The organism is Curtobacterium sp. ME26 (assembly GCF_903970945.1).
Lineage (GTDB): Bacteria > Actinomycetota > Actinomycetes > Actinomycetales > Microbacteriaceae > Curtobacterium > Curtobacterium citri.
The window spans coordinates 1-18,375 of record NZ_CAJCKG010000051.1; the positions used below are offsets into that span (position 1 = coordinate 1).

The window sequence follows — 18,375 nt, forward strand, 5'->3', positions numbered from 1 at the left end:
TCGTAGCGGTATCAGCGGTTTGCACTCGTATGCATTGTACAGATGATTGCTTCCTGCTTCCGTTCCTTCGCACGGCTGACTAGCAACGCCATCGTACCGGCACTCACCCCTCTTTACCTTGCCGACGCTTTTCAGATCTCCACCGCGGTGCCGTCGAGCGCCGCGAGGAGCCGGAGCGCCGCGGCCCGACCGAGCTCGGCACCGGGGAGTGCCACGCTCGTCAGGGCCGGCGCCGTGACCGACGACGACGGCAGGTCGTCGAAGCCGGCGACCGCCAGGTCCTCCGGTACCCGGAGTCCCATCGCGCCCGCGACGCGCAGCACCCCGTAGGCGAGCGTGTCGGCGGCGGCGACCACGGCGGTGACGCCGTCCTCGTGCCAGGCCTCGATCGCGTGCTCGGTCGCCGCCGCGGCGGCGTCCACCGTCAGGTCCGCGCGGGCACCGAGCTCCGAGACGGTGATGCCCGCGGCGGCACAGGCCTCGTCGAACATCCGGTGCCGGATGCCGAACGTGGCGACGCGTGCGGTGCCGTCGAGGTACGCGACGTGCTCGTGCCCCTGCTCGCGGAGGTGCGCGACGAGTTCGTCGATGCCGGGGGAGAGGTCGTAGTCGACCGTGACCGCGGACTCGGGGGCATCAGGGGCGTCGAGCAGCACGACCGGGACGCTCGCGTCGAGGGACTCGCCCGCAGCGGGGGCATCGACGAGGATGCCCGCGGGCCGCAGTCGCTCGAAGCGCCGCAGGTCGGCGGTCGACGGCTGTGCGCCGCGCTCGGTCACCGAGAGCACGAGCTGGTACCGGTCGCCGAGGGTGTCGCGGACGCCGCGGATCACCTCGGCGAAGAAGGGGTTCGACAGGTCGGGCGCGATGAGGACCACGAGGTCGCCGGTCCCGCGGGCCAGCGAGCTCGCGGCGTGGTCGACGACGTACCCGAGCTCGTCGACGGCATCGCGCACGCGGGAGGCGATCGGCGCGGACACCCGACCGCGGTCCTTGCCGTTCACGACGAGGGACACCGTGGCGATGCTCGTGCCCGCACGCTCGGCCACCATCGCCGCGGTCACACGACGGGCCGGCACGGCGGAGGATGGCACCCGTCGAGCCTACCGACGGCGGACGCGACAGCGCGTGAGGACCGCTCGGAGTTGACGTCAAACGCTTGACGTGCTTCCATGTCAAACGCTTGACGCGCCGTGCCGGAGTTGGTTCCTCCACGACGCGGACCCCACCGCGTCAAGCACAGACCTCACGCCGCCCCCGGGCGGACACCAGATCCCCGACGAAGCGGAGCCCCAGGTGCCTGACGCAACGACGCAGAAGATCATCCTCGACTGCGACCCCGGCCACGACGATGCGGTCGCCATCCTCCTGGCGCACGGCAACCCGACGATCGACCTCCTCGCGGTGACGACCGTCGTCGGCAACCAGACGCTGCCGAAGGTCACCCGGAACGCCCTCGCCGTCGCCCGCATCGCCGGGATCACCGGCGTGCCGTTCGCCGCCGGTGCCGACCGCCCGCTGCTCCGCCCGATCGAGGTCGCCCCCGACATCCACGGGGAGAGCGGCCTCGACGGGCCGATGCTGCCCGAGCCGTCGTTCGACCTCGACGAGCGGCACGCGGTCGACCTCATCATCGACACCGTCATGGCGCACGAGCCGAGCACGGTCACCCTCGTGCCGACCGGCGGTCTGACGAACATCGCGCTCGCGGCCCGCAAGGAGCCGCGCATCGTCGAGCGCGTCAAGCAGGTCGTGCTCATGGGCGGCGGCGTGCACGTCGGCAACTGGAGCCCGGTCGCCGAGTTCAACATCGTCATCGACCCCGAGGCCGCCGACATCGTCTTCAGCGCCGGCTGGGAGGTCGTGATGGTCGGCCTCGACCTGACCCACCAGGCCCTCGCCACCCCCGAGGTCGCCGCGCGCATCGCCGCCGTCGGGACCGGCCCCGCCGCGTTCGTCGGCGAGCTGCTCGACTTCTTCGGCAAGGCCTACGAGGACGCCCAGGGCTTCGACGCCCCGCCCGTCCACGACCCGTGCGCCGTCGCGCACGTGATCGACCCGACGATCGTCCGCGCCGTGAAGGTCCCGATCACCGTCGAGACCCAGGGCCGCCACACCCTGGGCATGACCGTCGCCGACTTCCGGGCCCCCGCTCCGGCGGACTGCCGCACGAGCGCCGCGCTGGAGCTCGACCACGAGCGCTTCTGGGACCTCGTGGTGGACGCCCTCGAGCGCATCGGGGAGACGCCCGACACCGGGTGGACGCCGCGGTCCGCCGACGCCACTGCGGTCCAGGAGGCCTGAGCACCGTGACCACCACCTCGACGACGAAGTCGACCGCCGCCCTCACCGCCGCCCTGCTCGCGGCGTGCGTCGCGTTCCAGCTCAACGCGAGCATGCTCAGCCCCGCGCTCGCGACGATGGCGACGGAGCTCCGCACGGACGACGCGACCATCGGCCTCTCGCAGACCCTGTTCTTCACGATCGCCGCGCTGTTCTCGCTGTTCCTGCCCCGCCTGTCCGACATCGTCGGCCGCAAGCGGGTCCTGGTCGGCATGCTCCTCGTGATGCTCGTCGGCAGCGTCGTCGCGGCCCTCGCCGTCAACGTGCCGATGCTGTTCGTCGGCCGCATGGTCCAGGGCGTCACCGGCCCGGTCGTGCCGATCGGTCTGCTCGTCCTGCGCAACGAGATCGCCGACCCGAAGCGGTACGGCGCCGCCCTCGGCCTGCTCACCGCGGTGAACGGCGGCATCGCCGGCGTCGACGCCCTGGCCGGTGGGTGGATCGCCACGCACTTCGGCTTCCGCGGGATCTTCTGGGTCATCGCGGTCGTCACGGTCGTCGCCGCCGCCATGGTCGCGGTGTGGGGCGTCGAGTCGAAGCCGTCCGCCGGCACCCGGATGGACTGGTGGGGCGTGCTGCCCCTGGTCGTCAGTGTCGGCGCGCTGCTCACGGCGTTCAACGAGGCCGGCAAGCTCGGCGCCGCGGACTGGGCGCTCGTCGTCGGCGGGATCGTCGTCGCCGTCGTCGCGTTCGCGGTCTTCTGGGCCGTCGAGTCGCGCGTCCGGGAGCCGCTCGTCGAGACGCGGTTCCTCAGGCGTCGCGGCACGTGGGCGCTCCTCGTCACGACGCTGCTCACCATGACCGGTGTCTTCGCGGTCGTGAACGGTCTCGTCACGAGCCTCGCGCAGAACCCGGAGGTCGGCTTCGGGATGGAGCCGGACCTCGCATCGCTCGCGTTCCTCACCCCGTACGCGCTGGTCGGCTGGGTCGTCGGTCCGTTCGCCGGCCGCCTCGCCCCGACGCTCGGCTACCGCGCCGTACTCCGCTTCGGCCTGGTCGGCAGCATCGTCGCGACGCTCGTGATGGCGATCGTCGGCGTGCACTCGCTCCCCGTGCTCGTCGCCGCGACCGTGCTGATCGGCATCACCTACGCCGGCATCGCGAACATCATCCTGAACGGGCTCGGCATCGTGCTCTCGCCGGCGTCGAACCCCGGCTTCCTGCCCGGTCTCAACGCGGGGGCGTTCAACCTCGGCGCGGGCATCAGCTTCGCGGTCCTGCCGGCCCTGCAGATCGCACTCGGCACCGGCGGGTCCGCGGGCACCGCGGGCTACTCCGGTGGCATGCTCCTCGGTGCCGTGGTCACCTGCGCGGCACTCGCCACGTCCTTCCTCATCCCGCGCCCGGCCTCGGCCGAGACAGGAGCATCCGCATGACCGGCATCGTCGTCGTGGGCAGCCTCAACGCGGACCTGGTGGTCCGCACGGAGCGCTTCCCGCAGCCCGGTGAGACCCTGCACGGGTCCGACCTCGCCATCCTGCCGGGGGGCAAGTCTGCCAACCAGGCTGTCGCGGCCGGGAGGCTCGGGGGCACCGTGCGCATGATCGGTGCGGTCGGCGACGACGGCAACGGAATGCTGCTGCGCGAGTCCGTCGCATCGGCCGGCGTCGACACCACGCACGTGGCGGTCCGGCAGGGCGTCGCCACCGGCACGGCCGTCATCACGGTCGACGCCGCGGGCGAGAACACCATCGTGGTCTCCGGCGGCGCGAACGCCACGCTGACGCCGGAGGACCTGCCCGCCGACGCGTTCGACGGCACCGGGGTGCTCGGCCTCTGCCTCGAGGTCTCCCTCGACGTCGTGCTCGCGGCCGCCCGTGCCGGACACGCGGCGGGCGCGACGGTGCTGACGAACCTGTCCCCGTTCGGCGCCGTGCCGCAGGAGCTCCTCGACCTGACCGACGTGCTGCTCGTGAACGAGCACGAGGCCGCCGCGCTCGGCGACCACGGCGTCGCGCGGTCGATCGTCACCCGGGGCGGCGCGGGCTGCGTCGTGCACGACGGGGACGCCGAGCCGGTCGAGGTCGCGGCCGTCCGGGTCGACCCGGTCGACACCACGGGCTGCGGCGACGCGTTCACCGGTGCGGTGGCGCTCCGGCTCGACGCGGGGGACTCCCTCGTCGAGGCTGCGCGGTTCGCCGTGGGCGTCGGGGCGTACGCCGCGACGAAGCCGGGCGCCCAGGCGTCCTACCCGACCACCTCGGAGCTGGAGTCCTTCCTGCGGTCCTGACCCGCGCCTCCCGGCCGCTAGCGTTGGCACATGCGCGTGGGAGTCCTCGACATCGGGTCCAACACCGGCCACCTGCTCGTGGTGGACGCGCACGGCGGTGCCGCGCCGTTGCCCGCGTCGTCGTACAAGCAGCCGCTGCGGCTCGCCGAGCACCTCGACGAGGCCGGCGCGGTGACGCCCGAGGGCATCGACGCCCTCACCGCCTTCGTCGCCGAGTCCGTCCGGGTCGCGGAGGACCGCGGGTGCGAGGACATGCTCGCGTTCGCGACCTCCGCCGTGCGGGACGCGGTCAACTCCGACGCGGTGCTCGCCCACGTCGAGCGCGAGACCGGTGTCGAGCTCGCCGTGCTGTCCGGCGGCGACGAGGCGCGCCTGACGTTCCTGGCCGTCCGCCGCTGGTTCGGCTGGTCGGCGGGACGACTCGCGGTCTTCGACATCGGTGGCGGCTCGCTCGAGATCGCCGGTGGCGCGGACGAGGCGCCGGACGTCGCGTGGTCGATGCCGATCGGTGCCGCCCGGCTCGCGCGCACGTACTTCGTCGACGGCACGCCCAGCGAGGACGACGTGCGCCGCATCCGGCACGAGATCCGCGTCGCCATCGCGCGGGACGCCGGGCTGCTGCTCCGCTCGGGGCGGCCCGACCGTGCCGTCGCGACCTCGAAGACGTTCCGCTCGATCGCGCGGATCTGCGGCGCCGCACCGTCGGGGGACGGGCCGCTCGTCCCGCGGTCGCTCGACGGCGCCGAACTGCGCCGGCTGCTGCCGTCGCTCCTGACGAGGTCGGTCGCGGAACTCGCGGCGCTGCCGGGCGTCTCGCCGAGCCGGGCGCACCAGGTGGTGCCCGGCGCGCTCGTCGCAGAGGCGTGCCTCGACATCTTCGACCTGCCGGCGCTCGAGATCTGCCCGTGGGCGCTGCGCGAGGGCGTCATCCTCGAGCGGCTCGACCAGCTGTCGGTGCTCGGCTGACGATGCCGCGGCACGCGGCGGAGGGGCCCGTCGACGCACCGGGCGACGCCGAGGGACCGTGGACCCGCATCGGGCTCTGGAGTGCACGCATGGGCCTGGTCCTGGCCGTCGTGGTGATCGTCCTCGCCGTCGTCACCCGCCCGTCCTGGTCCTCCCAGGGTTTCGACGCGGACGGGTACCCCCTGGCGGTGCTGCCGGACGTCGCACTGGTCTGCGCGCTCGTGCTCGGCGTCGGCTGGCCGTGGTTCTCCGGAATCGCGGCCTCGACGCGCTCGGTGCACCGTGACGGCGACGAGCTCGTCGCCGTCACGGTGTACGGGCGGCGTCGCGTGCGGTCCGCAGGGGCGAGGCTCGTCCGCTTCCGGATGCTGACGAACGTCGGCACTGTGCACGGAGCGCTCCTGGTCGACCGACGGCTCCGGCCCCTCGTCGTGCTCGACCCGATCGGTGCCGGCGGGGGGAGCAGGCTGCAGGCGCTCCTCGGGGACGGGAGCGGAGCGATCGGTCGAGTGGTGCTCGAGCACGTGCTCGGGTTCGTCTGGCTCCTCGCCACCGTCGTCGTCGTCATGGGACTCGTGACGGCGCTCCTCGTGCTGTTCGATGCACCCTGAACACGCAACCGGCCCGGTGTCCCGACGACCGATCAGCGCTGCCGGGCGGTCCGAGGCGGAGCGAGCAGCCACGGGCGGATGAGCCCGGTCACGAATGGCAGTACCCAGAACGTCATGATCGGCGTCAGCACGAGCGTCGTGACCAGCACGCGCGGCAGCACGGCGAGGGTGCCGAACGCCGGGACGAGCCAGCCGACCAGGAACGTGAAGGCCAGGTTCACCGGGAAGAACCCGAGCCAGATGCTCACGGCCTGCTTCCACCGCGGCGGTGCACTCGACGCCGGGGCGTCCTGCGGGGCGTCGAACCACCCCTCGATGCCGGTGCGCTTCTCGACCCGGGACTCCACGACGAGGTCGCGGCCCAGGTCGAGCCATCGGAGCCGGTCGTCGGAGTTCTCCCACGTCGCCAACTGCTCGTGGTCGGCGAACCGGTAGAGCATGTGCCACTCGCGGCTGGTGGCGTGCGAGCGGACCCACCCGGAGCCGAGGAAGCCCGGGTAGCGGTTCGCCAGGTTGACGCCGGACTGCACCCAGGCGGTGGCGTCGGGGATGCGGTCGGGATCGACGAGACGGGTGATGGACACGGTGACGGGCGGGCCTGCGGTCACGGATGACGACTGCAGGCTCCCTGGCTCTTGTGGAGTCATGCGGACAGTCTCGCGGAGTCGTGTTTCCGGTGCGTGACGGGGCAGTAGGTTCGGCGCATGAGCGACGTCAGCGGTGCAGCACGGGACACCGAGCGCGGTCGGCACGAGACCCCGACCGAGCGGTGGGACCGCAACTGGTCGGACATCCAGCAGGAACTCCGGATCGTGCAGACGGGGACGCAGATCCTCGCCGGGTTCCTGCTGACGCTGCCGTTCCAGCAGCGGTTCACGATGCTCAGCCCCGGTGAGGAGGTCGTCTACCTCGTGCTGGTCGTGCTCGCGGTCGTCATCACCGTCGTCGCGCTGTCCGCGGTGTCCGCACACCGACTGGTGTTCCGGCAGCGACAGAAGCACGACCTGGTCCGGGCCGGGAACGTGCTGCTCATCACGGCCCTCGCGGCGAGCGCCCTGCTGTTCTCCGGCACCGTGCTGTTCGTGTTCGACGTGGTGATCGGGGACGTCGGTGGAGTCGTGGGCGGGGTCGTCGTCTTCCTCGGGACCGCGGCGCTGTGGGTGTCGATCCCGCTCGCGCTGCGGAGGACGGGTCGCGACGGCTAGCTGGCCTGCTTCTTCGCCGGCGCCTTCTTCGCGGGGGCCTTCTTCGCTGGCGCCTTCTTCGTGGTCTTCGACCCCGACGCCGTGCTCTTCGCCGGTGCCTTCTTCGTGGTCGTGGACTGCTCCTCCGACGCAGCGTCGTCCTCCGCAGCCCGGCCGGACGACGACCGCGAACCAGACGACGACCGTGAACCAGACGACGACCGTGAGCCGGACGATGACCGCGACCCGGTGCCTCCCGACCGCGACGACCGGTTCTTGTCGACGGACGCCCGCAGGGCGGCCATCAGGTCGATGACGTCCCCGCCCTCGCCGTCGTCCTCGTCCTCCGCCTGCTCGCCGAAGGTGTCGGCGCTGTCGACGTCGTCGCCCGCCTCGAGCTTCGCGTCGATGAGCTGCTGCAGTTCCTCCTGGTACGCGTCGGTGTAGCGGTCCGGGTCGAAGTCGGTCGACATGCTCTCGACGAGCGACGACGACATCTTCAGCTCGTTCGCGCTGACCTTCACCGAGGCGTCCAGGCTCTTGAAGTCGGCGGCCCGGACCTCGTCGCCCCACAGCAGGCCCTGGAGCAGGATGACGTCGTCGTTCACCCGCAGGACGCCGAGCCGGGTCTTCTGCCGGAGCGTGAACTGCACGATCGCGAGCCGGTCGGTCTTCGCGAGGGTCTCGCGGAGCAGCACGTACGCCTTGGGGGAGCGGGAGTCCGGCTCGAGGTAGTACGACTTCTCGAACATCATCGGGTCGACCTGCTCGACGGGCACGAACTCGAGGACCTCGATCTCGTGCGACTGCTCCTCGGGCAGCTGCTTGAAGTCGTCGGCGGTGAGCACCACGGTCTTGTCACCGTCGTCGTAGGCGCGCTGGATGTCGGCGTACTCGACCTCGTGGCCGAACTCGCAGACGCGCTTGTACTTGATGCGGCCCTTGTCCTCGTCGTGGACCTGGTGCAGGGAGACGTCGTGGGTCTCGGTCGCCGCGTACACCTTGATGGGCACGTTGACGAGCCCGAACGCGATGGAGCCCTTCCAGATCGACCTCATGGGGCCATGATGCCCGCGCGCACCCGAGAACGCCCGCCAGGACGCGCGAGCACCATGGGCCCATGAGCCAGCTCGACAAGCAGGACCCGCGCGACCAGTACGCCCGTCCGCCGTTCCCGGCGCAGACCCAGCAGGGGTCCGGCCTGGCGAGCGCGATGGACCCCGTGCCCGACCACGGCGAGACGAGCTACGTCGGCACGGGCCGGATGCGCGGCTACCGGGTGCTCGTGACCGGGGCGGACTCGGGCATCGGCCGCGCTGCCGCCGTCGCGATGGCGAAGGAGGGCGCCGACGTCGCCCTGAACGCCCTGCCCGAGGAGCGCGAGGACCTCGAACAGGTCCGCGACGTCGTCGGTGACCTCGGCCGCAAGGCGGTGCTGCTGCCCGGCGACCTGACCGACGAGGACTTCTGCGCGGCGCTGGTCCGGGACGCCGTCAGCGAGCTCGGCGGCCTCGACGCCCTGGTGCTCGTCGCCGGACACCAGCAGGTGCACGAGGACGTCACGCAGCAGTCGACGGAGGACTTCGACCGGACGATGAAGGTGAACCTCTACTCGCTGTTCTGGCTCGTCCGCGCGGCCGTCCCGCACATGGCACCCGGCAGTGCGATCGTGACGACGAGCTCGGTGTCGGCGTACCAGCCGCAGGACCGCATGATCGACTACGCGGCGACGAAGTCCGCGATCATCACGTACACGAACGGCCTCGCCCGACAGCTCGCCGCGAAGGGCATCCGCGCGAACACGGTCGTGCCCGGCCCGGTCTGGACGCCGCTGCAGCCGATCAGCTACCCCGGCGACGAGATCGCGGCGTACGGCCAGGACACCCCGCTCGGGCGTCCCGCGCAGCCCGTGGAGCTCGGCAGCGCCTACGTGTACCTGGCCGGCCCGGAGTCGTCGTACACGTCCGGCAGCACCCTGACCGTGGCGGGAGCGACCGGGGTCGCGCTGTGAGCCCGGTGGCCCGGAAGACGACGGTCCTGGTCGGTGACCGGCGGATCTCGCTGACGAACACCGACAAGGTGCTCTGGCCGGAGACCGGTACGACCAAGGGGCAGGTCATCGCGTACTACGAGCGCGTCGCGCCGTGGATGATCCCGCACGTCAAGGACCGTCCGGTGACCCGGAAGCGCTGGGCGAACGGGGTCGACGGCAAGGTCTTCTTCGAGAAGAACCTGCCGGACTCCGCGCCCGACTGGGTCCGCCACCACACCATCGCGCACAAGGAGCACGACACCGAGTACCCGATCGTCGACGACCTCCCGACCCTGGTCTGGATGGCGCAGCAGGCCGCCCTCGAGCTGCACGTCCCGCAGTGGCGCTTCGGGCCCCGTGGTGGTCAGCAGCCACCCGACCGGCTGGTGCTCGATCTCGACCCCGGCGAGGGCGTCGGGCTGTCCGAGTGCGTGGAGGTGGCGCTCGCCGCACGCGAGATCCTGCACGGCATGGGGCTCGACCCGTACCCGGTGACGTCCGGGTCGAAGGGCATCCACCTGTACGCGGCGCTCGACGGCGGGGCGTCGACGGCGCAGGTCTCCGACGTGGCCCACGAGCTGGCGAAGGCGCTCGAGCAGGACCTCCCCGACCTGGTGCTGTCGTCGATGAGCCGGGCGGAGCGGACGGGCAAGGTCTTCGTCGACTGGTCGCAGAACAACGGCAACAAGACGACCATCGCCCCGTACTCGCTGCGCGGCCGTGACCGGCCGACGGTCGCGGCACCGCGGACGTGGGACGAGCTCGGCGAGCGCGGGCTCGCGCAGCTCACCATGGACGAGGTGCTGGACCGCCTGGAGGCGCACGGCGACCTCCTGCACCCGGTCGCGTCCGCCTCGTTGTCGGTCGGGAGGCCCGACTCCGGTCACTGGGACAGCGACCGGACCCAGCGTGCGAACGACGCGGAGCAGCCTGCCCGCGACCGGCTCACGGCCTACCGCGCGAAGCGCGACGCGTCCCGCACCCCGGAACCGGTGCCCGTGGACGCACCGACGGTGCGGGAGGACGGCACCCCGACGTTCGTCATCCAGGAGCACCACGCGACGCGGGACCACTACGACTTCCGCCTCGAGCACGACGGCGTGCTCGTGAGCTGGGCGCTGCCGAAGGGTGAGCCGACCGACCCGGGGAAGAACCACCTGGCCGTGCAGACCGAGGACCACCCGCTCGAGTACGGCTCCTTCGAGGGCACCATCCCGCACGGCGAGTACGGCGGCGGCACGGTGACCCTGTGGGACGACGGCACGTACGAGCTCGAGAAGTGGCGCGAGGGCGAGGAGGTCATCGTCACGCTGCACGGCCGGACGAACGGCGTACGACGTCTGGCGCTCCTGCACACCCGCGGGCGCGGGAAGGACCGCAAGGGCGACGAGCAGAACTGGCTGATCCACCGCACCAAGGAGCAGCCCGACCGCCTGGCGGACGGCGGCGCCACGACGGGGGCGGAGCGTGCCTCCCGTCCGCCGGCAGGTGCACGCGACGGCCGGCAGCGGATCGACGCGGCCGCGACCTCCGACACCGCGCCGGCGGACCGTCGCACCATGCAGGCGACGCTCGCGAAGGGCGAGCCCCGGCTCGACCCGGCGCGCTGGGCGTTCGAGATGAAGTGGGACGGCGTGCGCGCCCTCGCCACCGTCCGCGACGGCCGGGTGACCCTGCGGAGCCGGAACGACCACGACCTCACCGCGCAGTACCCGGAGCTCCAGGAGCTCGGTGAGCGGGCGGGCGTCGACGGGGTGTACGACGGCGAGGTCGTCGCGCTCGACGGACGGGGCCGTCCCTCGTTCCAGCTGCTGCAGGACCGGATGGGGCTGACGAAGCCGCGGGAGGTCGAGGCGGCACGGGCGCGGACACCCGTGCGGCTGCTGCTGTTCGACGTCCTCGAGGCCGACGGGCACGACCTGACCCGGCTCGGCTACGACGCCCGGCGCCGGGCGTTGGAGACGGTCGTCGACCCCGGCGGGGCCGTCGACGTCCCGCCCGCCGTCGACGGCGACCTCGACCGTGCGGTGTCGGACTCGCGCGACCAGGGCCTCGAAGGCGTGGTCGCGAAGAAGCGGTCGTCCCGCTACGCCGAGGGACGCCGCTCCGAGGCGTGGCTGAAGATCAAGCACCACGCCGCCCAGGAGGTCGTCGTCGGCGGCTGGCGTCCCGGCAACGGTCGGCGCGCCGGCGGGATCGGGTCGCTGCTGCTCGGCGTCCCCGGTCCGGACGGGCTCGAGTACGTCGGTCGGGTCGGCACCGGGTTCCGCGACCGTGACCTCGACGAGATCGCCGAGGTGCTCGGGAAGGCCGGACGTGCGACCTCCCCGTTCGTGGACGTCCCACGTCCCGACGCCCGTGACGCGCACTGGGTGCGTCCGGTACGCGTCGGTGAGGTCGAGTTCGCCGAGTGGACGGCGGACGGCCGACTGCGGCAGCCGTCGTGGCGGGGCTGGCGGCCGGACAAGGACCCCGAGGACGTCGTCCGCGAGGGCTGAGCGGGCCGCCGTCGATCGTCGTCCGGGGGTCCGCCCGGGAAGGCGGCCCGCACGCCGGATCAGGGAGCGCACGGGCCGCCGTCGGGGCGCCGTGACCGGTGTGTTCAGGGTGACCGGTCGCGGCGCGTCCTGGGCCCGGCACGACGGTGTGCCCGGGTGTCCCCTGAGCAGTTGCAGCTCCGGGACCCACTGGTGAGACGGGTCGGGGAGCCGGATCGTCACATCCGGCGACCGACTTTCTTCCCGCCGGGGCCGTCCGCGACACGACGGACCGCCCGGGAGCGAGTGCTCCCGGGCGGTCCGAGGTGGTCCGTCGTGCTGCGCTCAGGCGGCGGGCGCGGGCCCGTCCGCCGGAGCGCCGCCGTCGGCGGCGGGCAGGTCCTCGTCGACGAGTTCCTCCTGCTCGGGGAGGTCCACCTCGGCCGCTGCGGCCTTGGCCTCGTCGATGGACTCCTGCGAACGCCGGAGGAGGTCGTCGTCTGCTGCGTGATCCGTCATGCCGGCGACGTTACGCGGGCGCCCCTGTGTCGGAGTCGTGCCGGCGTCTGGGCAGGACCGACCGCGGCGGGACGGTCGGCTCGAAGTCGACGGCGGAGGTCGGTGCGGGTGTCGTCGGCATGGCGGGCGCCGCCGGCTGCCCGAAGGCATCGGCCGCGTCGAGCACGGCCCGCGTCGCAGCCGCGGCCGTGCGGAGTGCATCGGCGAGGGGCATCGCCCGGTGTGCCGCCGTCCGGACCTCGACGCCCCACGGCTCGTCGAAGCCGAGGTCCCGCACGACGCGGACCAGGCCGGGGAGGTCCCACGCACCGGCTCCGGGCAGGTGCCGGGCGCTCCGCGACTCCTCCGCCAGGGTCAGACCGGACGGGGTGTGCAGCAGGCCGTCGCTCAGCTCCACAGCGGCGAGCACGGCGGGGGAGACGCCCTGGGCGACGGACGAGAGCGTCGAGCCGCCCCGCAGCGTGTGCATGGCGTCGAGGAGCAGGCCGCCGTTCGGGTGCCCGGCCGCCGCGACGAACCGCGACGCCCGTTCGATGGTCGGGAGGTTCGACCACGGCTCCGGCTCGAGCACGAGCTGCGCGCCGACCTGCCCGGCCTGCGTGGCGAGCTCGATCCAGTCCGCGGTCATCGACGCCGGCGAGGTCGGGACGACGCCCGGGTCGGCGCGCACCACGACCTGCCACGCGCTCAGGGTCGCCGCGGCCTCGAGCACGACCCCGCGGTCGGCGTCGTCGTCGGTCGTCCGGCCGTCGTGCGACCACCAGCGGTCGAGGGGACCGAGCTGGACCCAGACGATCCCCGCCCGGTCGAGCACGCGGCGCAGTGCCGCGAACCCGGTGGTCGCCCGCACCTCGTGGAGGTCGTCGAGCGACAGGGACAGCCCGGCGAACCCGGCGTCCCCGACGGCTCGGACCCGGTCGGCGATCGGTTCGTCGCCCGCCCAGGTCCAGGACGTCGCGAGCAGGTCGTGTTCGTGCACGGCGCACCTCCTCGGTCCGGACACCGGGGGTGACTGCGACGCGCTCGGCGTCGGTCGTGCCCCTCGTGTCCCGTCGTTGTGACGCCGGTGGTCCGCCGACGTCGACCACCGTTGTACGCCCCCGGGCTGCGGAGCCTCACAGCGGGTCGTGCGGCTCCGGCACCGGTCCGGTCCGGGTCAGGTGATCCGCGTCCGCACGCTCCCGACGCCCGCGATGCTCCCGGTGAGGACGTCCCCGCGCTGCAGCGTCCCGACGCCGTCCGGGGTACCCGTGAACAGCAGGTCCCCGGGTGCGAGCGCGACGGAGCGGGACAGCACCGCGATGGTCTCCGCCACCGACCAGATCTGGTCGGCGAGGTCCCCGGACTGCCGGAGCGCGCCGATCCCGTCCGCGCCGGTCCCGTCCGCGCCGATCCCGCCCGCGTCGGTCCCCTCCGCGCGGTTCGCGACCCGGAGCTCCACGGCCCCGGCGGTGGGATCGACCCCCGCCGCGGGCACGAGCGTCCCCACCGGCGCCGAGGCGTCGAAGCCCTTCGCCAGGTCCCACGGTCGGCCGAGCCGCTTCGCCTCGGCCTGCAGGTCACGACGGGTCAGGTCGAGCCCGACCGCGTAGCCCCAGACGAGGTCGAGGGCGTCCGCGACGGCGACGTCCGAGCCGCCGCGGCCGAGGGCGACGACGAGCTCGACCTCGTGTTCGAGTCGCTCGGTGCCGGGCGGGTACGGCGTGTCCGCGTCGTCGGTGACCAGGGCGGTCGCCGGCTTCGTGAAGAAGAAGGGCGGCTCACGGTCCGGGTCGTGCCCCATCTCGCGGGCGTGCGCGGCGTAGTTGCGGCCGACGCAGTACACGCGGCGGACGGGGAAGCGCCCACCGGTCGAGGTCGGCAGCGTGACGAGGTCCGGGGCGGCGATGACGAGGTCCTGCACACGCCCAGCCTGGCACGGTCAGCTCTCCGCCAGGGATGCCTCCTCGCGCAGGTCGTGCACCAGGTGCGCCCGGGCACGGTCCTGGCGTTCCCGCCACTCCTGCCGGAGGTCCGCCAAGAACTCGGGTCGACCATCCTCGAGCATGAGCGGTCCGTAGTGCGGGTCGGCGAGCAGGTGCTCGAAGGCACGCTCCACCATCTCCAGGCGTCGTTTGAACAGACGATCTGACTCGTCGGTGATCATCTGGTTCGTCCCCCTGCTCCTTCGTCGTCCGTCGGTCCGTCGCTCCGTCGACGCTCTCGTTCGTCACGCTGGATCTCGGCCAGGACCCACTCGTCGTCGGCGGTCACCCACGACCGGGTCGTGAGTGCATGGGTCATGAACGCAGCAGCGTCGTGATCGTGCGGGTCTCCGGAGTTCGCCCGTTCGACCACCCAGGACCAACGCTGCCACCACAGGTCCCGGTGCACCGAGAACTCCGTGTTTCGCCGCATCCGCCGCCCCTCGAGCACGGTCACGACCACGCTCGCGGCGGCGACCGCCGCCCCCGCCAGCGCGACCAGCGCGCTCACCCACCCGACGTCCATGGGGCCAGCATCACGGCACAGGACCGGCCACGCGTCGGGCGTGACCGGTCCTGTGGAGGGTGTGCCGCGCCTCCCGACTGTGCAGGAGGGACGGGACGGATGTCAGTTGCCGGGAGCCGCGCCCTCGGTCTCGCCCTCGCCCGGGTCGCCACCGGTCCCACCCGACGTCGGCTCGTCCTGCGGCCAGCCCCGGAACTCCCACCCGGACAGCGACGGGTGGTCCTCGCCGCGCGTGTAGGCGAAGGTCCGCGCGGCCTCACGGGCCTCGGTCAGCTTCGACAGCAGGTCCGCGTGTGCGTCGGCGTCGACACGGGTCAGTGCGTCGTGCGCGAGCGCGAAGCGGTCCATGTCGTTCCGCATGAGCATGTCGAACGGCGACGTCGTGGTGCCCTGCTCGAGGAAGCCGTGCACGTGCAGGTCGTCGTGCCCGTGCCGGCGGTACGTGAGGTTGTGCACGAGCGACGGGTAGCCGTGGAAGGCGAAGACGGCCGGCGTCCCGGGGAGGAACACCTCGTCGTAGCGCTCGTCGCTGACCGGGTGCTCGTGCTTCCGCGGGTCGCCGAGCGACAGCAGGTCCACGACGTTGACGAAGCGGACACCGACCTCGGGCGCGTGCTTCCGGATGATGTCCGCGGCGGCCACGGCCTCCACCGTCGGCACGTCCCCGGCGCTCGCGAGCACCACGTCGGCGTGACCCACCGTCTGCTCGGTGCCGGCCCAGTCCCAGACGCCGAGACCCGCCGCGGCGTGCGCGACGGCGTCGTCGAGCGACAGGAACACCGGCTCCGGGTGCTTCCCGGCGACGATCACCTCGATGCGGTCGGTCGTCTCGAACGCGTGTGCCGCGACGGCGAGCAGGGTGTTCGCGTCCGCCGGCAGCTTGATGCGGACGAGGTCCTGCTGCTTCGAGGCGACGACGTCGAGGAACCCGGGGTCCTGGTGCGAGAACCCGTTGTGGTCCTGCCGCCACACGTGCGACGACAGCAGGATCGACAGGTTCGACACCGGGGCACGCCAGTCGATGTCGGTCGACGACTCGAGCCACTTCGCGTACTGCCCGACCATCGAGTCGATGATGTGCGCGAACGCCTCGTACGTGTTGAGGAGTCCGTGCCGGCCGGTCAGGACGTAGCCCTCGAGCATCCCCTCGAGCAGGTGCTCCGAGAGCACCTCGATGACCCGGCCGCGCGCACCGAGGTGCTCGTCGCCCGGTGCGCGGCGGGCACGCCAGACCCGCGACGTCACGTCGAAGACCGCGTCGAGCTTGTTCGAGATGGTCTCGTCGGGGCCGAACAGGCGGAAGGCCGAGGGGTTCCGCGAAGTGAGCTCCGCGAGCCACGGACCGAGCGTGGCGGTCGCGCTGGCGTCCTCGCCGACCGGGACGGCGAACGGCTCGAGCGACGGCCGGTCGAGTGCGGTCCGGATGCGACCACCGTTGGCGTGCGGGGTGGCACTCATCCGGTGCTCGCCCTGCGGCCGGATCGTCGTGAGGATGCCGGTCGGCTGTCCGTCGGCGTCGAAGAGCTCGTCCGGACGGTAGGACCGCATCCACTCCTCGAGCTGCTCACGGTGCCCGGCGTCCTCGCGCACGGCGGGCAGGGGGACCTGGTGCGCGCGGAAGGTGCCCTCGACGCGCTCGCCGTCGACCTCCTGCGGACCGGTCCAGCCCTTCGGGGTGCGGAGCACGATCATCGGCCAGCGCGGCCGGAGGTCGGCGGCACCGGCGGGCTGCCCGGCGGCGGCGCGCTCGGCCTGTGCCCGCGCGGCGGCCTGGATGTCGTCGATCGTGGCGAGGGCCCGGCGCAGCGCGCCGTCGAAGAGCGCGTGCACGGCGAACGGGTCGTTGTCGACGCGGGCGGAGTCGACCACGATCGGCTCGTACCCGAGCCCGCGGAAGTACGCGGTGAGGTCCTCGTCGGGGATGCGCGCGAGGATCGTCGGGTTGGCGATCTTCCACCCGTTGAGGTTGAGGATCGGCAGGACCGCTCCGTCGGAGACGGGGTCGAGGAACGTGTGCGCCTGCCAGGAGCCGGACAGCGGGCCGGTCTCGGCCTCGCCGTCGCCGACGACGCAGGCCACGACGAGGTCGGGGTTGTCGAGCGCGGCGCCGTACGCGTGGGCGAGCGAGTAGCCGAGCTCGCCGCCCTCGTTGATGGAGCCGGGCGTCTCGGGGGCCGCGTGCGACGGGATGCCGCCGGGGAACGAGAACTGCCGGAAGAACTTCCGCAGGCCCTCGGGGTCGGGGGTGATGTCGGGGTACAGCTCTGTCCAGGTGCCCTCGAGCCACGCGTTGGCGTTCATCGCGGGACCGCCGTGTCCGGGGCCGCACACGTAGAGCAGGTCGCGGTCCGTCTCGGCGATGAGCGCGTTGCAGTGCGCGTAGACGAGGTTGAGCGCGGGGGAGGTGCCCCAGTGCCCGAGCAGGCGGGGCTTCACGTCGTCCGGGTCGATCGGGCGCGTGAGCAGGGGGTTGTCGAGGAGGTAGATCTGCCCGACGGTGAGGTAGTTCGCGGCGCGCCACCAGGCGTCGATCGCCCGGATCCGGTCCGTGCTCGGGATGTGTGCGGGGGCCATGCCCCCACGGTACGGAGTGGGGGACAGCACTTCCCCAGGAACGATCCCAAACCGATCGGGCGAGGGTGCCGAACCACTGTCACAAGCCGGGAAACACCCGGAGCGCTCACCAGCCGCACGTAGCTGGTTCTCCACCCCTGGTCGGGGTGTGTTCGGCGCGCACACAGCATGCCGCGCCGAGCGCGACGACGAAAGGAACGCATCCCATGCGCAAGTCCATGAAGACCTCGATCACCCTCGCCACCACGGGCGCGCTCGTCCTGACCGGTGCGGCGTTCGGTATCTCCAGCGCGAACGCGGCGACGCCGAACGTGCACACGATCTCCTCCTCGTCCGAGTCGAAGATCCCCGCCCCGGTCGCGTCGGTGCCCGAGGTCCTCGGCGGCAACACCTCCGTCGCCCTCGACAGCGGCTTCACCGACGCGCTGACCGCGCTGAAGCTGACCCCGGGTGTCTCCGGCAACGCCAAGCTCGAGAACGGTGCGGTCTCGTTCCCGATCACGTCGGGTTCGGTGACGTACTGGAGCCCGGACGGCAACTACCGCCCCTACGTGCAGGGTCTGCTGAACCACGACGACTCGGGTCTGACGCTGCAGGCCGGTGACACCACGGTCACGCTGGAGAACTTCGTCGTGAACCCGGGCTCGTCCAAGCTCTACGGTGACGTCCTGGTCAACGGCAAGGTCGCCGTGTCGAACGCGTACCTGTTCTCGCTGCACGGTGGCACCCTGAAGCCGCTGCAGCTCGAGGGTGACAACGCCATCCTCACCGGCACCACCGTCCACGTCTCCGACGACGCCGCGAAGCTGCTCAACGACACCTTCAAGACCGACGCCGTCAAGGGTGGCCTGCTCGTCGGCACCGCCACCATCACCGCCCAGATCAAGTAACACCCAGCACCACCAGCGGGACACCACCGCAGCACCACGACGCGAAGGCGCCGCCCCCG

The 18,375-nt window shown here is 72.3% G+C and carries 18 protein-coding genes; 9 read left to right on the forward strand and 9 right to left on the reverse strand.

The features are described from left to right. Nucleotides 1-131: 131 nt before the first annotated feature. Nucleotides 132-1,094, reverse strand: a complete 963-nt coding sequence (locus H7A69_RS14710; RefSeq protein WP_259346250.1) for a LacI family DNA-binding transcriptional regulator — start codon at nt 1,092-1,094, stop codon at nt 132-134. Nucleotides 1,095-1,296: 202 nt separating this feature from the next. Here H7A69_RS14710 and H7A69_RS14715 point away from each other — a divergent pair, with 202 nt between their 5' ends. From H7A69_RS14715 to H7A69_RS14735, 5 genes are read left to right on the forward strand one after another with little or no spacing between them, the layout of a single operon-like run. Next, on the forward strand, nt 1,297-2,304 hold the full coding sequence (locus tag H7A69_RS14715) for a nucleoside hydrolase (protein ID WP_182047665.1): 1,008 nt from the start codon (nt 1,297-1,299) through the stop codon (nt 2,302-2,304). After that, a complete protein-coding gene (locus tag H7A69_RS14720; protein WP_220456270.1) occupies nt 2,301-3,719 on the forward strand; it encodes an MFS transporter in 1,419 nt (472 codons plus the stop codon). The genes H7A69_RS14715 and H7A69_RS14720 overlap by 4 nt, the downstream gene beginning before the upstream one ends. Then, nucleotides 3,716-4,573: a ribokinase gene (locus H7A69_RS14725; protein WP_182047667.1), complete on the forward strand. Its 858-nt coding sequence runs from the start codon at nt 3,716-3,718 to the stop codon at nt 4,571-4,573. Before H7A69_RS14720 ends, H7A69_RS14725 begins: the two co-directional genes overlap by 4 nt. Before the next feature lie 30 nt (nt 4,574-4,603). After that, complete coding sequence (locus tag H7A69_RS14730) at nt 4,604-5,539, forward strand: Ppx/GppA phosphatase family protein (protein ID WP_182047668.1); 936 nt, start codon at nt 4,604-4,606, stop codon at nt 5,537-5,539. 2 nt (nt 5,540-5,541) lie between these two features. Continuing rightward, nucleotides 5,542-6,150 carry a hypothetical protein gene (locus tag H7A69_RS14735; protein WP_182047670.1) on the forward strand — a complete coding sequence of 203 codons (609 nt, stop codon included), beginning with the start codon at nt 5,542-5,544 and terminating at the stop codon, nt 6,148-6,150. Nucleotides 6,151-6,182: 32 nt separating this feature from the next. Here the strand turns inward: H7A69_RS14735 and H7A69_RS14740 are convergent, their stop codons facing one another. Beyond that, a complete protein-coding gene (locus tag H7A69_RS14740) occupies nt 6,183-6,797 on the reverse strand; it encodes an antibiotic biosynthesis monooxygenase (RefSeq protein ID WP_182047672.1) in 615 nt (204 codons plus the stop codon). Nucleotides 6,798-6,854: 57 nt separating this feature from the next. Here H7A69_RS14740 and H7A69_RS14745 point away from each other — a divergent pair, with 57 nt between their 5' ends. Continuing rightward, on the forward strand, nt 6,855-7,355 hold the full coding sequence (locus H7A69_RS14745; RefSeq protein ID WP_182047673.1) for a DUF6328 family protein: 501 nt from the start codon (nt 6,855-6,857) through the stop codon (nt 7,353-7,355). Here H7A69_RS14745 and H7A69_RS14750 read toward each other — a convergent pair. Further along, a complete protein-coding gene (locus tag H7A69_RS14750) occupies nt 7,352-8,392 on the reverse strand; it encodes a Ku protein (protein ID WP_182047675.1) in 1,041 nt (346 codons plus the stop codon). The genes H7A69_RS14745 and H7A69_RS14750 overlap by 4 nt on opposite strands. A gap of 62 nt (nt 8,393-8,454) precedes the next feature. Here H7A69_RS14750 and H7A69_RS14755 point away from each other — a divergent pair, with 62 nt between their 5' ends. Continuing rightward, nucleotides 8,455-9,345 (forward strand): SDR family oxidoreductase, encoded by an 891-nt coding sequence (locus H7A69_RS14755; protein ID WP_182047677.1) that lies wholly within the window; start codon nt 8,455-8,457, stop codon nt 9,343-9,345. Then, complete coding sequence (locus tag H7A69_RS14760; protein WP_182047679.1) at nt 9,342-11,864, forward strand: ATP-dependent DNA ligase; 2,523 nt, start codon at nt 9,342-9,344, stop codon at nt 11,862-11,864. Before H7A69_RS14755 ends, H7A69_RS14760 begins: the two co-directional genes overlap by 4 nt. 324 nt (nt 11,865-12,188) lie before the next feature. On the opposite strand, the gene H7A69_RS14765 is transcribed toward H7A69_RS14760, so the two are convergent. From H7A69_RS14765 to H7A69_RS14790, 6 genes are all read right to left on the reverse strand, one after another. Next, nucleotides 12,189-12,362: a hypothetical protein gene (locus H7A69_RS14765; protein ID WP_182047681.1), complete on the reverse strand. Its 174-nt coding sequence runs from the start codon at nt 12,360-12,362 to the stop codon at nt 12,189-12,191. A 10-nt stretch (nt 12,363-12,372) separates the two neighbouring features. After that, on the reverse strand, nt 12,373-13,341 hold the full coding sequence (locus H7A69_RS14770) for a sugar phosphate isomerase/epimerase family protein (RefSeq protein ID WP_182047683.1): 969 nt from the start codon (nt 13,339-13,341) through the stop codon (nt 12,373-12,375). A gap of 177 nt (nt 13,342-13,518) precedes the next feature. Then, complete coding sequence (locus tag H7A69_RS14775; RefSeq protein WP_182047685.1) at nt 13,519-14,265, reverse strand: fumarylacetoacetate hydrolase family protein; 747 nt, start codon at nt 14,263-14,265, stop codon at nt 13,519-13,521. A gap of 18 nt (nt 14,266-14,283) precedes the next feature. Continuing rightward, nucleotides 14,284-14,508: a hypothetical protein gene (locus tag H7A69_RS14780; protein ID WP_182047686.1), complete on the reverse strand. Its 225-nt coding sequence runs from the start codon at nt 14,506-14,508 to the stop codon at nt 14,284-14,286. After that, nucleotides 14,505-14,852, reverse strand: coding sequence for a hypothetical protein (locus tag H7A69_RS14785; protein ID WP_182047687.1), 348 nt, complete (start codon nt 14,850-14,852; stop codon nt 14,505-14,507). Before H7A69_RS14785 ends, H7A69_RS14780 begins: the two co-directional genes overlap by 4 nt. Nucleotides 14,853-14,954: 102 nt before the next feature. Further along, the gene (locus tag H7A69_RS14790) at nt 14,955-17,426 is read right to left on the reverse strand and encodes a phosphoketolase (RefSeq protein ID WP_182047688.1); all 2,472 of its coding nucleotides are present in this window, start codon (nt 17,424-17,426) and stop codon (nt 14,955-14,957) included. 206 nt (nt 17,427-17,632) lie between these two features. Here H7A69_RS14790 and H7A69_RS14795 point away from each other — a divergent pair, with 206 nt between their 5' ends. Next, nucleotides 17,633-18,316: a hypothetical protein gene (locus H7A69_RS14795; protein ID WP_069711924.1), complete on the forward strand. Its 684-nt coding sequence runs from the start codon at nt 17,633-17,635 to the stop codon at nt 18,314-18,316. Nucleotides 18,317-18,375: the final 59 nt, after the last annotated feature.